This is a genomic window from Bradyrhizobium zhengyangense, from assembly GCF_022012555.1.
GTDB lineage: Bacteria > Pseudomonadota > Alphaproteobacteria > Rhizobiales > Xanthobacteraceae > Bradyrhizobium > Bradyrhizobium zhengyangense.
On sequence record NZ_JAKLTZ010000021.1, the window covers coordinates 52,152 to 65,906 of the forward strand.

The 13,755-nt window shown below is 56.4% G+C and carries 9 protein-coding genes; 4 read left to right on the top strand and 5 right to left on the bottom strand.

From position 1 onward, the window contains the following. Positions 1-59 precede the first annotated feature (59 nt). The 3 genes from L6639_RS38225 to L6639_RS38235 are packed head-to-tail and all read left to right on the top strand — an operon-like array spanning position 60 to position 3,224. Positions 60-302 (top strand): HAD hydrolase-like protein, encoded by a 243-nt coding sequence (locus tag L6639_RS38225; protein ID WP_232995604.1) that lies wholly within the window; start codon positions 60-62, stop codon positions 300-302. Further along, positions 302-1,414: an ABC transporter ATP-binding protein gene (locus tag L6639_RS38230; RefSeq protein WP_128929765.1), complete on the top strand. Its 1,113-nt coding sequence runs from the start codon at positions 302-304 to the stop codon at positions 1,412-1,414. The genes L6639_RS38225 and L6639_RS38230 overlap by 1 nt, the downstream gene beginning before the upstream one ends. A 34-nt stretch (positions 1,415-1,448) precedes the next feature. After that, complete coding sequence (locus tag L6639_RS38235; protein WP_188637435.1) at positions 1,449-3,224, top strand: phosphoenolpyruvate hydrolase family protein; 1,776 nt, start codon at positions 1,449-1,451, stop codon at positions 3,222-3,224. Positions 3,225-3,231: 7 nt separating this feature from the next. Here the strand turns inward: L6639_RS38235 and L6639_RS38240 are convergent, their stop codons facing one another. From L6639_RS38240 to L6639_RS38255, 4 genes are all read right to left on the bottom strand, one after another. Next, positions 3,232-3,783 (bottom strand): hypothetical protein, encoded by a 552-nt coding sequence (locus L6639_RS38240; protein WP_232995603.1) that lies wholly within the window; start codon positions 3,781-3,783, stop codon positions 3,232-3,234. Positions 3,784-4,622: 839 nt separating this feature from the next. Continuing rightward, positions 4,623-5,528, bottom strand: coding sequence for an NAD(P)-dependent oxidoreductase (locus tag L6639_RS38245; RefSeq protein ID WP_128929762.1), 906 nt, complete (start codon positions 5,526-5,528; stop codon positions 4,623-4,625). Positions 5,529-5,540: 12 nt separating this feature from the next. Further along, positions 5,541-6,212, bottom strand: coding sequence for an HAD family hydrolase (locus tag L6639_RS38250; RefSeq protein ID WP_128929761.1), 672 nt, complete (start codon positions 6,210-6,212; stop codon positions 5,541-5,543). Positions 6,213-6,220: 8 nt separating this feature from the next. Beyond that, positions 6,221-7,810: an amidophosphoribosyltransferase gene (locus tag L6639_RS38255; RefSeq protein ID WP_232995602.1), complete on the bottom strand. Its 1,590-nt coding sequence runs from the start codon at positions 7,808-7,810 to the stop codon at positions 6,221-6,223. A gap of 1,002 nt (positions 7,811-8,812) precedes the next feature. Between L6639_RS38255 and L6639_RS38260 the strand changes: the two genes are divergently transcribed. Continuing rightward, on the top strand, positions 8,813-10,018 hold the full coding sequence (locus L6639_RS38260) for a pyridoxal phosphate-dependent aminotransferase (RefSeq protein ID WP_237866559.1): 1,206 nt from the start codon (positions 8,813-8,815) through the stop codon (positions 10,016-10,018). A 1,228-nt stretch (positions 10,019-11,246) separates the two neighbouring features. On the opposite strand, the gene nodU is transcribed toward L6639_RS38260, so the two are convergent. Beyond that, a complete protein-coding gene (nodU, locus tag L6639_RS38265; RefSeq protein ID WP_128955098.1) occupies positions 11,247-12,959 on the bottom strand; it encodes a nodulation protein NodU in 1,713 nt (570 codons plus the stop codon). Between the last annotated feature and the right edge of the window lie 796 nt (positions 12,960-13,755).

Sequence of the window (13,755 nt, forward strand, 5' to 3'; positions counted from 1 at the left end):
CAGCTGTAGCTGCTGCCACAGGCGTGAAGCCCTTGATTGTCGGGAAACCTGAGCCGCACATGATCGAGACGGCACTTTCCCGTCTCGGGACGGCGCGCAACGCCACATTGATGATTGGCGACCAGATCCAGACGGATATCCAGGCCGGAAAGCGAGCGAAGCTACCGACGGTGCTGGTCACGACCGGCGTGCCGCCCCGCGAAGACCCATCCCTGGTGCCACCTGATTTTATCGTCTCCAGCCTGGCAGAGATTGAGGTCCCGGCGGCGCTGGTCGAACGGATTCGACAGAGGAGTTCGTGATGGCCGATGTTCGTTTGGAAGGCGTCAACAAGGCCTATGGGACAATCCAGATCCTGCGGAACATTGATCTCACCATCGATCACGGCGAGTTCGTCGTGTTCGTCGGACCTTCGGGATCGGGCAAGTCGACGCTGTTGCGAATGATTGGAGGACTAGAACGAATCAGCGGCGGCCGGCTTCTGATTGACAACGAGCTCGTCAATGATGTCGATGCGGCGGATCGAAACCTCGGGATGGTGTTTCAGAGCTACGCGCTCTATCCGCACATGACTGTGCGCGAGAACCTTGCCTTTCCTCTGCGAATGGCAAAGGTTGCGAAGACCGGGATCGAGACCAGGGTCGCCGAGACTGCGTCGCTGCTACAGATCGATCATCTTCTGGACCGAAAACCCCGACAACTCTCGGGCGGCCAGCGTCAGCGCGTTGCGATTGGCCGCGCAATTGTTCGCGAACCCAAGGTGTTCCTATTCGACGAACCCCTGTCGAACCTTGATACCGAATTGCGGGTGCAGATGCGGGTTCAGATTGCCAAGCTCCACAAGCAGCTTGGGAATACCATGATCTACGTGACACACGACCAGGTGGAAGCCATGACAATGGCCGACAAGATCGTCGTACTCAAGGACGGCAACATCGAGCAGGTGGGAAGCCCGCATGATCTCTATCACAATCCGGCATCCCGGTTTGTGGCCGGATTCATCGGCTCACCCAAGATGAATTTCCTGGGCGGCCACATCGAGGCGGCGCACGAGGCGGGCATGGACGTCAGGCTCGACGCCGGGGCGACAGTCTCCGTCCCCGTGCAGCCGGATCAATTGCTCGTCGGCAAGCCGATCACACTCGGAATTCGCCCCGATGACTTCTCTCCATCTGCGGCGGAGAGGAAAGAGATCGCGATCGAACTCGACGTCGATTTCGTCGAGCATCTTGGCAGCGTCACCTACATCTACGGAAACGCTGGCAAGGAATCGGTGGTCGCAAAGGCGCCAAAGCCGGAGTCACAGAAGAGGTCTGGCAAGGTTCGTCTTGCGGCGTCGCCGGCGGACTGCCACCTGTTCGTGACGAACGGAAAGGCGCTGCGCCGGTTGCACGCGCCCGCAAATTGGAGCTAGTTTTCGCAACCGCCGTGCAGGAGGCGGGCAAGTCATGCACACGCGGACAGACCAGGCAAAGGGCGGCGGCATCAGGCGGTTCTTCCGCAACTCCCGCTCCTTTATGCTTGGGGCTGGAATAGGATCGGGCATGACCGCGCGAGCGGCCGAACGGGCGGGCGCGGATTTCGTTCTCGCCCTTAACGCCGGCCGATTTCGCGCGATGGGGGGCTCTTCGCCAGCCTCAATTCTTCCAATCCGCAATACAAACGAATTCGTGGCGGGCTTCGGCCGGACCGAGATCCTGCCCTCAACGAAATTGCCGGTATTTTTTGGCGCTTGTACCTTCGATCCGCAGCTGGATATCGACCGCTTTCTCGACCGCATCATGCGATGGGGTTTTTCAGGCGTCACCAATTTCCCGTCCGTCATCCACATTGATGACTACAGGAGATCACTGCTTGAAAGTTGCGGGCTCGGCTACGAGCGGGAAATCGAACTCCTGGTCAAAGCCGCAAAACGCGGCCTAATGACCATCGCTTATACTCGCACCCAGTCCGAAGCAAGGCGCATGGTTGAAGCTGGAGCTGAAGCCATCTGTATCAACTTCAATCTCAACCGCGCTGTCGAAAGCGGATGCGACTTGTCGATCAGCCTGTCGGAGCTTGCCGCGCGAACGAGCGCTGTTGCGCGTGTCGCTCAATCCGTCGACGTGAACGCAATTTGCCTGCTTGGTGGCGGGCCAATCACGAAGCCTGACGAACTCCTGGACATCTGCCGAGAAACGGGTGTGCAGGGTTTCATTGGCGGTTCGTCGCTCGACCGCATCCCGCTCGAAATGTCAGTTCTCGAGGTAACCTCGGGCTTTAAGACCATCCACTTATTGCGAGAGAAGGTCGATCTCCTCGAGCGCCAGCTCCAGTTGAGCGGATTCCGGCATGGCGTCATCGCGCAGTCCTCGATCATGAAGCACGTGCTTGAGACTGCAAGGCGCTTGGCAAGTAATCCCAATTCTGTGCTGGTGTGGGGCGAGGCGGGATCGGGAAAGCGAAGGATAGCGAACCTCGTCCATGCCTTTAGCGATCGGAGACACACGAAGGCCGCGCTGTTTCATTGCCGCCGAGGGCCGGCAATCGACACGGTCGGTGCGCTGTTCGGTGCCGAGAGCGCTGAGAATAGGAGGCGCCAACTGTCGCTCCTCGAAGCCGCAAGTGATTCCGCGCTCCTGCTGACGCATGTCGATCAGCTGTCGCGAGATGGGCAAGAGCGTCTCGCGGACTATCTCGAGACGGGTACTTTCACGCCGCTGAACGGCGTATCCGTTGTAAGGTCAAACGCCCGGATCATCGCAACCGCGACAGTGACCCGCGGAGCAAGCTTGGAAAGTGTTCTATGTCCCCGCCTTCTTGCCTTCTTTGCCGGGCTTGACATAGAACAACCCGCTTTGCCAAACCGTCTGGAGGACCTTCCACAGCTCATTCAGCATTTTGCCGTCGAAGCCAAGGGGGATTCGAATGCACAAACGCTGGCAATAGAGAAGTCCGCGTTCTTGGCGTTAGCGGGCCACCATTGGCCCGGAAATTTGAGAGAATTGCGCCAGATCGTCAATCAACTGGTGATGGTGAAAGACGCGCATATAACTGCTGACGTCCTCAAGCCGCTTCTGAACTCGACGTCGCCCGCTCGGCCCAAAGGAGCATTCTCCGAGCGCGAGTGGTTCATCGAAGGCCTAAAACGAAACAGGCTCCACCGTGGCAAGACCGCACAATCTCTTGGGCTTTCAAGGAAGACGCTTTACAACAAGATAAAGAAACTGCGGATCCTAGAATAGCCTACCCTCATTTCTTGCGTCGGGTTTGCTGCGACGTAGTCGCATGCAAAAACGAGAACCTTGGCATCGACGATGCCTGTTGGCCAAGGCTGATCAACCCCATTTCGTCGCAAATCCTACGCGCAAGAGCCTCTTCGGGCAAATACACAATACCTTCGAGATGCGCTCCAAGTCTCGTCTCTGCCATCGTGATCTCAGAATCCTTGGCAGCAACAAACAGGATTTTGAATCCCAGGCTGGCGAACCATTCCATACGTCGAAGTTCGAGCTCCAGTCCGGAGTTAATTGGCATGCCATCCGTAGCCTGCTCAATGATAGATGCAGGTGGGAAATTTGTGACGCCGGAGATTCTCGCCTCTTTCAGCAAGTCGGCAAAATCCTCCCAACAGGCAAAGGGATCGATCATGACCATCGCCGCGTAGGCGCGAATGGACGCTTGCTTGTCGAGGCTGCGCAAATCTCGCAAAAGACAGTCATTCCAGTCGACGACAGGTAAAGTCGCCATTACGAGCATCGAGTCTGCTGGAAAGCTCCGCAGGGACGGCGCGTAGATTTCCAAGGGCGCGCCTCTAGATGCGGCCGTTAAGCGCGTGGCAAGCTTGCAGCTGACTATACCCATTCTTACCCACCCGGAAGTATCGCCGATGTTATACAATGCTTCAGCCCGGTCTAGACCTCCTATTGTTGAGAATGCTCCGGGAGGAAATTCGTGTCTCATTATTTGGCGGACGGCCAAGCGTCGGTCCCGGATGGAGCCTCGCCTGTAAATGTTTCAATCCGTGCGTGTGAAAGCCGGCGTCACCCTTGTCGGTGGTTGGTTGAAGCTGAAGCAAAAATCACCCGCTGGATCCTTTCGCGGCCACTAAGGGGAAATCTCGCGGCCGCCAGTGATGGGAAAGAGGTGTTCCGCTTCACCGCAACCTTCAATGGTCTGGATCACGCGCAAGCGCCAAAGCCCGTGCCGACCCTCGCTCTCCGAATGCGAGAGTGGCGGCGCAAGTCTCCAGCCTGGTCCAGCGTCTCGTCCGGAATCTCTCCGAACTGGGGGGCACCAGGAAAATCTAATTCAATCGGTAATTTGGTCGCGGTGGTCTCCGGCGTCCTATGTCGATGCGTTGGGCGACCAACTATCCGATTTGTCGCCTGCTAACGATAGCCTTCGGCTCCGCTGGCAGACCGGTTCGTCTGCCTTCCTCCCTCAACTTAAGCCGCTGTTGGAGAAATCTGACAGCGGCTTTTTCTTAAAGGACACTAGGCATCTCATTCATTGAAGCGCGAGTGTCGCTAACGAGCGCGCCAATCCTCAAGGGCGGGACCCTTCCACGCTCTCGGCATTGAAGGAACACGCCCGTACCTCCAAAGGCAGTGAGATAGTAAAATTCGATTAGACCGAAGACTTTATGAGTGAGACAAATGAGGTAGAGTCAGTTCGCCTTTGCCCGAGGCAACCGAGGCGTTTAACTTGTTCGCAGCCGCAGCTAGGATCGGCACCGAAACTACGTTCTCGCCCGCTAGGCGCACAGCGCAATTAATATCCTTTGCGGAATTGGCAATTGAGACGGCCAGAACATCGGGTTTTTCGCCCAACAAAAAGGCAGCGAAGGCTTGGAATATTCCGCTGTTAGTGGAACCGCGGCTGACCAGAGAGCGGAGTGTTACAAGATCAATGTCAAGAGCCTTTGCGAATTGGCAGACCTCTGCTGCGACGGCCGCTATGCCCATAGTCATGCTGTTGTAAACAAGCTTGAGCTTATGACCCTGTCCGACTTCTCCGACATGAAGAACGGTCTCACAAAATGCAGCAAGAATGCCTTCCGCCACAGGAAAGAGCGTCTCGTTCGATCCAACGATCGCATTGAGAAGGCCGAACTCAGCTTGTTCGGGGCTACGTGTTACTGGGGCATCTACAAAACCTAGGCCATGTTCTTGAGCCTGCTCCGCCAGTGTAACTGTCGAAGCAGGATAAGATGTCGTGCAGTCAATTATCAAACCGCCACGGGACATATGGACAAAAAGCCCATCCTGCCCAAGGCACACTGCCTCAACCTCGCGGCTTGACGGTAGGGACAACACCACAGCGCTTACATGTTGCGCCAACTCAGCGATCGAAGGATGTTCACGGGCACCGGCTGAAGCAAATCGATTCGCACCGAAACGATTCTTGTTGGCTTTGATATGCAGTTCAATTTGATGACGCATCAGGCTAATACCCATTCCAGTTCCCATTCGCCCGACGCCGACAAGACCTATTCTCTGTTTCGCAGTGCTAGGACCTGCGTTTGGTGATGATGCCTCGCTGAACATGGTTCATGCACTCTAGAAAAAGCCGTGCCTTTGTAAGATAGGCAACAGCTCATGATGGTTGTTAATCGAATAGTCAGGATTTGCCGCCCGCAAGCGCGAGTCCGAAACAAAACCTCCGGTGATCGATATGCTTATGAGTGCGAGATTGCGTGCGATGTCCATTTCGATCGGCATATCGCCGATGATAAACGTCGACGCCGGGTCGAGGCTGTACTTCTGCATGTAGAGGCGAAGCCGCTCTCCTTTGCTCATCGATTTGTATTGAGTGGCGCGGCTTTCAAAGGCGAGAGCTTCGTTGATGTAGTCATGGATTCCAAGTCTTCTCAATTGGGACCGAAGGGGGGCAACGATATGGTTGCTCACGATGACGGACAAAGCTGCTTCTCGGTGCGCTAGCTCCAGCACTCTACGCGCGCCCTCGCGCAGATCGGCGCGATCCGCAAGTGGTTCATAGGTGTTGTGAAAGACAGCGCTGCCATCGCGATCCACGGCCGCAACCTCGTCCTGCGACATTCCGAGATTGCGATAAAGAAGAGATAGCGGGAGGTCGCAATGTTCCCGAAACGTCTCCATATTGATCGGCGCGTAACCAAAGCGGTTCAGAATAGCATTAGTCGTTTGAAGCAGTGCGTGCGCATCATCGAGCAACGTTCCATTCCAATCAAAGACGAGAACGGGTTTCATTAATGACCTCAAGCGTGAACTGATTGCATGCGGGGAAGATCAGCCACCAATTCGCGCAGATTCCTGTCCGCCCGCTCCTGTCCCGCCCGAGTTGGCATCTCGAATGTAAAGGGTGACAGATCGAAGCTCTCCGGTCTCAGGGGCAGCAACGATTCTAGCAGTGGGAAGGGCAGATACGTTATCGAGGCTGCGTTGATGGATGTCGCGATGTTGCTTTCGATGAGTCTCAAAACGTGGGGTTCCATCTTGTGAAAGCGAAGGCTTTGCGTTCGCTGCTCGGACGGCAGTCGTTTCCAAATCTGCCAGAATGCGAGCTCATCGAGTGTGTTGATACCCATGCCGTAGTAGTTCGGAGCCACTATAGGCGGCGAACCGATCGCCCAATGCACGGCTTTGGCTCCGGCGGTAAGGAGCATGCTCGTGACAGCTCGACTGGTATCGCCGCGAATGAGTGCTTCGTCGACAATTACTACGCTGGTTTTAGTCAGGTCAGTTTCCAGTACTCGGTACTTTTGAGAAATGCGGGACTTTCGCTCGTCGGTCGTGCCGATGAGCGTTCGCTGAAGAAACGTCGTGGCGACCACTTCACGACGCTCGGCGAGCAGCCCGTATTCCGCGAGAGATGCGTACAGGCCATCGGCGAACGGACCACCTGTACGCGGCTTGGAGGAAACGAGTGTGCAGGTAGGATCTGCTTCAGCTTGCAGTCGCTGCGCAACAATCCCACCCAAGGCAGCACCGATATTGTACCGGGTTTCGAAATGTGAATGGCCTTCGACCGACGTATTCGGACTTCCTAAATAGAGAGCTTCGTACGCGCAGAGCCTGGCTTTATGTCGCCCGTTGTGCACGGCACGACTAACGCTGCCCCCCGTCGTTCCGTCCACATACGTTATGTGGCCCGGCGAGATCTGCCGCGTCTTACCCTCGAGAGCGGCAAAGGCACAATTTTCAGAGGCGAAGAGCAAGAACCCGTCATCTGTTTGCATGGTCTCCAACGGTCGCAAGCCGCTTCGATTGCGGTAAGCAATGAGATTTCCGTCTCCGTCCAGGAAAAGCGCGCTAATAGCGCCGTCAATACGATCGTCAATCTCTCGAAAAACGGTTTCGTAATTGGCCGCTAGACCGTGGCGCCAGTAGTGTCGTTCACAACAGCGTTCAATACACTTGAGCAAGAGCTCAGCATCTGTGTTGACGGTTGATCGTTGCTCCTGGGCAAGAAAGGCTCCCCTGAGTTCACGAGCATTGACCAAGGCCTCATCCAGAGAAATGGCCAGATGGCGGCTGGTGCCTGCATTGTTATGAATTGACTGAAGGTCGACGCCATCACTGAGTTCGCGGCATCGGCTACGGACTTGAGCGATTGCAACATGAGGCCGAAAACGCCGATCTTGTTCGTTGGGATCAATGCGCACTGAAGCGCTCGATGACTGAAACGCTCTCCCATATCGAATACCTTGTTTGTGCATGAAAGCCGCAACGCCGACCGCCGCCTGGCCACGAAGCGCAAGTTTCGGGATCATGTGCTCGAGTCGATCATAAACATCCGCCTGCGAATTGCTTGAAGGACAAAAAAACGCAGCAGCAACGCCGGACATGCCTTTACCCCTCTTGTCGAAGAACCGATGTCCCGGCTCGCATCATTGGCGAATGCACCACGGCGTGACGACGTGGCTCTGCTCTCTTTAAGCAAGCGCCGTACCACTCCTCAGACGAGCTGGCTCGCGCTGATGCAACAACGAAGGTCGAGATACGCAAACAGTTTGGCGACCCGCGATGAGCTCCGTGTCCGAATCCCGACATTCTGTCTAAGGTGCGACGAGCTCGTCCGAAAAGTGTCAGGCGCCGACCGTTGGTCTGAGACTCTCACGCTCGCGCGTGGGTACGAGGCAGTGTCCTCACATTAGCGAGCATGACCAATGCGAGTCGCGCCAAGCCGGCCGCGGGGCTTTGCTGGCATCCAGCAGAAGGAAGTATTGCCCGGATGAACTACCAACAATAGTGATTGATCAAGAGATGGTTTCTTGGCAATGAACGGTGGGTAACTGCTGCGGATCACGCGCTGATCGCAAGGCAGATGGGAGGAGGTCGGCAATTAAGATCAACCACAATCGACTATCGTCAACGGGCTAGTCGAGGCGGCAAGGCGGGTCGCAGAACGATCACATGGAGGTTGTGGCGTGTTGAGGCTGAACGCTGCCATGCGCTCGTTGATGAAGACAGGAGCTTCGGCAAGTTGGCAGATGGCACGACTCGTGGCGCGCTCACCAGCCCGCATTGCATGGTGGCGTCCTGCCGAGCGACATCGGGGTCCAAAAGTCGATCTGTTTGTTCCCAGCATTATCGCCGTGCCAATACTACTGAAGGTCGGCTGCGGTTGGCTCTGGTCCGCGTCTTGTGCGTGTTCGGCTTCAATTCCGGAGTAGTCGCAACCACGTGTTGTGCATATTGAGAAAGGGCTTGGTGGTTTCGGTGAACTCTCGGCGGTTGGGAAGAGCTTGTTCAACCCGAAGAGCGATATCTCCGAAACAGATCAAGGAACGTCCGGTCACGCGGCTGGGATCACTTCACAAGCGCGACAACTTTGCAGGAGAGCGCCTATGCCGTCGCGCCCGATGTCCTTCCTTTCTAGATCCCGAAAAGCCGGCCACGACTTAGCCACGGTAGCTGTGATTGGGCGCCGGTTCATTGATCTGGCAACCGACGAAATCGTCGTCGAGCCGTCCTCATCAGTGTGCGAAGGAGCGATGGCTGCGGTCAACGCCGAAGCGAACCGCTATGTCGATCTCATTGGGCTTACGTCCCTTCGCAGGGCCGTCGCCGAAAAGCTCTCGGTCGAAACGCGCGTTGGTTGGAGTGCGGAAGAGATCGTAATCACTACGGGCGCGCAGCAAGCGCTGCTCTATGCGGCCGTGACTGTCCTAGCGCCGGGCGACGAGGTTATCATTATTCGCCCCTGGCGGCCGATATTGCTGTCCCAGGTCGTTCTCGCTGGTGCAGCACCAGTGTTCGTTGATGCTCGCTGCCCGAGATATATTCCCGATATCAGTGCAATCCGAGTTGCTGTCACACCGCAGACGAAAGCTATAATAATCAATTCGCCAAATAACCCGACCGGCGCAGTCTACAATCGAACGATACTACAAGATATCGGCGAACTCGCTATCGAACGCCAGATATGGATCATTTCCGATGAGTGCTACTCGGGACTGGTATTCACTGGTTTTCGTCACCACGAGTCGATCGTCATGGCGCACCCCCGGGTACGTTCGCGGACGATCATAGTCAAGTCGTTTTCAAGGGAGTTGATGATAACCGGCTGGCGCTTGGGCTATTTCGCCGCGCCCGCGCAGCTCGTTTCCGCGGTAAGAAAGCTTCAGAGCCATGCAATCGCAACTCCGAATGTAATCGCGCAGCAGGCGATCCTGCACCACCTTCAAGCCAGCGATGGCAGCTTTGAGGAGCAGATCTATCAGCGTCTTGTCGACGCTCGCAACATAGGTCTTCACATCCTTTCTGATCTACGCGATGTAACTCCATCCCGCGCCGATGGTTCGTTCTGTTTTTATCTCAATCTGAGTCGGCTTTTGTCTGCTTTGCGGACTGAAGGCTCAGTGCGATCTGCCGATGACATCGCACGAGTGCTCCTCGAAGAAGCTAATGTAGGATGTGTTCCAGGCGACGCTTTCGGCGACGCGAACGGCCTACGTCTCTCCTTCGGTGCTCCACCGGAGCTATTGGAGATGGGGCTCAAACGCATCGTCGAGGCGCTCAACGGTCTAAGGCGCGGGCAGCCAGGGACCTAACCGCATCAGAAATGAAGGAATTTGAGCTGAGTGTCCGTCGTTCACCTCATCCATTGCCGCTAAGCGGCGGATAGGGCTTTCGATATCTTGTTAACGGCGAGATTGCTCTATTTCAAAATTAAGCCCTAGCGATGCCGCCACTTCTGGCGATCAATCTCCTGATCTGGTCCGTGATAAGGGCATCGCTGTGAGTCTCACTCAAGAGTCGAGCTCAAAACGTCTAACGTGGGCCAGTCATAAACTGCAAAATCGAACTCGATCCGAACCATAAGAGTCCTTACTAGCGGCGGCGGCTTGTTCCAACGGGGAGCGCAGAGGAAGCTCTGGTGCGGCATAAGCCACGCTCGTTCAACATGGATGGCAATGTAGGGTTAAGCGGTCCTCTGGTTTGCTGCGGCCACAGACAGGTGCAGCAGGACAATCGGCGACGACAGGATCTTCGAGTGCGGACGGCAAGTGAGCTTGTTCGCTTACGATCCGTACATGGTCGGTCGCTGGCGGGGGTTAATCGTGAATCAGGTCTGCCGTCAATTTGAACTGTCACTGCCAGCGCGGCCCAGACGTGCTTTCGTTCATCGGCAGGAGGGATGCTGACCAAGGGACGTTGTCGGTCACCGAGGCGCCGCGTTCGTTCTCGATCCGATCGATGGTACTACCGAAGCACCGAAGCGCGCGAACCCGCCACCTCAACACCATCGCCGAGCGCGCTATGCGAACTTCATTCGTATCAGGTGTCATCCTCTGAGGTCGGGGATCCAGGATGCCCACTCGCACCCTGCTAAGCTCATAGGCCGTTGGTCCTGCGACTGCTGCACCCGAAAAGCAGCCGTACTCTTTTCGGACTCGGATATGCGTCAAGCCATTCCGAACACATCCGCTTACTACAGCGCGTGGATTGTGCTGATCCCGGCCAAAACAGTTGGCGTTTCCCTTGGCAAGCGAGGCCACGTGCGTATTGCGTTGCACTGTCAGATTGCGGCCATGCCGCAACTCTAAGTGATCACGTTGGTGTACTCGTGCCGCCTTACAAAAACTAATCGCTCGCGCCAACTGCGACACAAGTCAAATCCTGGCGGCTGGATGAGGGCGACGCTCAGGGAGGCTGCATTCGTCGCCGGAGCCGCTCTACCGAGTATTACTCAAATTGCGTTGTGCGCCCTCTAGAACAGGCTATTATAGCGCGACAATCTGGTTGGGAAGCACTGTCACTGATTGTCGCGCCGCACGGTTATCGAGCTTTGGTCCACAGTATGCCGTCGCCCCATACGTGCTCGACGCGTCCCCACTCGCAGGCTGCTGCGACATGCGGGAAGAACCCACGTCCATGGTGGTTTGCACTCGTATTGCAAAGCAGCGGAATGCCTGTGAGCTTTTCGTATTCGACGAGAAGCTCGGCGACTTTGTGCTGAGAGGTCCTGCAAATCGTCTGCAATCGCGCCGATCCATCGAGATGTACAACAGCGGGGATTTTGTCCCGCCATTCTGGTCGTGTCTGGTGATCGAAAAGCATGTAAGGGTCCGGTGTTCCGGGACTAAATATATCCGGCGCACGATCCTCTAGGCATATCGGAGCCACTGGCCGGAAGTGTTCGCGAAGTTTGATGTCGTTGAGATAATCCTTCATTCGCGGCGAGGTCGCGGGGGCGAGAATGCTTCTGCTACCCAACGCCCGAGGCCCAAGCTCGGCGCGGCCGGTAAGAAAAATCACGGGCTTGTTGCCGGCAAGAATGGTCGCAAGTTCATGCAGACTACACGGCGCGGCCTTCCATTCGGGGGGTACATCTCGACGTTGCAAGGCTGGACCACTATATACCGACCATTCCAACGGCGAGAAGCCTTTTTCCACCACCATTGCGCAGCAAGCGGCACCGATTGCCGAGCCACTGTCATTCGGAAACGGGGGCACCCAGACGGCATCGAACAGGCCTGTCGCACGTAGTGCGCTGTTCCATTTGATATTGAGACCGCAGCCACCTGCTACGCACAGATTGCGCGCCCCAAGATATGAATGCCGCTGCAAAGCAAGCGCCATTTTGCGGACGAGGAGACGCTCGAGGAAGCAATGAAACGATGCCAGCACATCTTCGGGGGCCCTGGCCTTTAGGTGGCGCGCGCTGGCGTCGAAGAAGTCATGCACAGCCGCAAGCGCGGACTCCATGCTCTCAATGTCTGTACGGAAACTGGCAAGTTTCGTGTCGGCCGCAAAGCGCTCCTGGTAGAGTTCCTCAAAGACCGTGACAATGTTTTCAATGACAGACCCGAGCGCGATATACGCCATCAGCTTGCCGGCTACACCCAGGTTAAGCTTGCCGGCACCGCCCGGGTCCACCTTGCCGGGGCCACCCAGGTCCCAGTTAGCGCGGTTCGCCTGCTTATACGGTCCAAAATGAAGTCCCGCGGCGGCATAGACATGCCCAATCACCGGGAACAGGCATTCGATGAACTGAGCGCCTCGATGTTCTACGTGATAAAGACGTGGAAAGGTGCCGCCGTCCCACACGAGGCAGAAGGCGGGCTGTCCAGCTTTGGCAAAGGGGCTGGTGCAGTATGCGGAGGCTACATGGCCTGTGACGTGCGGATAGCTTCTATAAGGGAAATCGCTGCCATCGAGCCTAAGACCAGAGCCATCGCACGAGGTGAGAAGGCCGTCGGCATGGCGTTCAACATAGGGCGCCCCTTTGAGAGTGATCGGTGTCGTCCCGCTGAGAACCTGGAACTGCGACTCCGCCACCCCCGCCCAGCCATCGATGACGAACTGATCAACTTCTTGCGGATCCAGACCGTGTTCGGTCAAAGCGACGACGATTGCATCGAGGTTGTCGATTGTTTGATACCGCGGATTGTTGCTCCGTTTCTCCTGCTCGATACAAAAGATAAGCCGTCCGTCCTCAACAAGAGCAATCCCGCCGTCATGTGTCAGCTTGATACCGCAGATGCGCATAGTGCCTCCTTGTCTGATGCCGGCAATTCGATTGACAAAGACCGAATCGAACTTAGAAAGATGCGAATAGGAAATCGTCGTGGATCGATTCTGGCACCGCTCGCGCTCGACGTCGGTCTAAGGTTGCATTCCACATACCCACGACCGTCTCGGCACTAGCAGCGTGACCCCAGCGCGGCGATCCGATTACTAGATGCCGCACGTAGCGCAGTGCACGATCTAGACCAATGCAAATCGCAGGAATCCCTCGCGGTTTCTCGGCCGACTCTCGCGTTCGCAAACTGCTTGGCGGGTTCCTGACATCAGACGAGTGTGTTTTCGGACAGAAGCATGCGCTACGCCAATTGGGAGGTGCTATCCGACCTACCGCCGCGAACTGGACTCGGCGGTCGGTTTGGCTTCTCCGGTCAACAGCGGAAGTACCGCAACACGCAGATCATTGATGCATCGATCATCGAGAGCTACCGCGTGCAGGCCAAGCGGACGAAGGAATTTGGCCGACTCGGCGCGATGTTGACGTCGACGGGCGGCTCGAGGTGCGCAGCCTCTCCAAATTTATTGTCGTCGTCGGCGCACCTGTCGAGGCCTTGCGTGACGTGTCGCTCATGGCCAGCGAATTCGTTGTACAGCCTGGCCTTGAAGTCCGTAAAGAGCCAGGGCCTCAATCTAACGTTGTTGTCGAGAAAGCTTGGCGATCGTCGATCAAGTAGCTAGACGGCCCGCAGCTTGTAACTCCAACACAAAGACTTCGAGCCGCCGTATCGCGCGGCAGCGAGGCACGGGAATTGCCAAGCCG

Coding starts and splice junctions, on each gene's coding strand:
- L6639_RS38225 (WP_232995604.1), top strand. CDS start 60: ATGATCGAGACGGCACTTTCCCGTCTCGGGACGGCGCGCAACGCCACA.
- L6639_RS38230 (WP_128929765.1), top strand. CDS start 302: ATGGCCGATGTTCGTTTGGAAGGCGTCAACAAGGCCTATGGGACAATC.
- L6639_RS38235 (WP_188637435.1), top strand. CDS start 1,449: ATGCACACGCGGACAGACCAGGCAAAGGGCGGCGGCATCAGGCGGTTC.
- L6639_RS38245 (WP_128929762.1), bottom strand. CDS start 5,528: ATGTTCAGCGAGGCATCATCACCAAACGCAGGTCCTAGCACTGCGAAA.
- L6639_RS38250 (WP_128929761.1), bottom strand. CDS start 6,212: ATGAAACCCGTTCTCGTCTTTGATTGGAATGGAACGTTGCTCGATGAT.
- L6639_RS38255 (WP_232995602.1), bottom strand. CDS start 7,810: ATGTCCGGCGTTGCTGCTGCGTTTTTTTGTCCTTCAAGCAATTCGCAG.
- L6639_RS38260 (WP_237866559.1), top strand. CDS start 8,813: ATGCCGTCGCGCCCGATGTCCTTCCTTTCTAGATCCCGAAAAGCCGGC.
- nodU (WP_128955098.1), bottom strand. CDS start 12,959: ATGCGCATCTGCGGTATCAAGCTGACACATGACGGCGGGATTGCTCTT.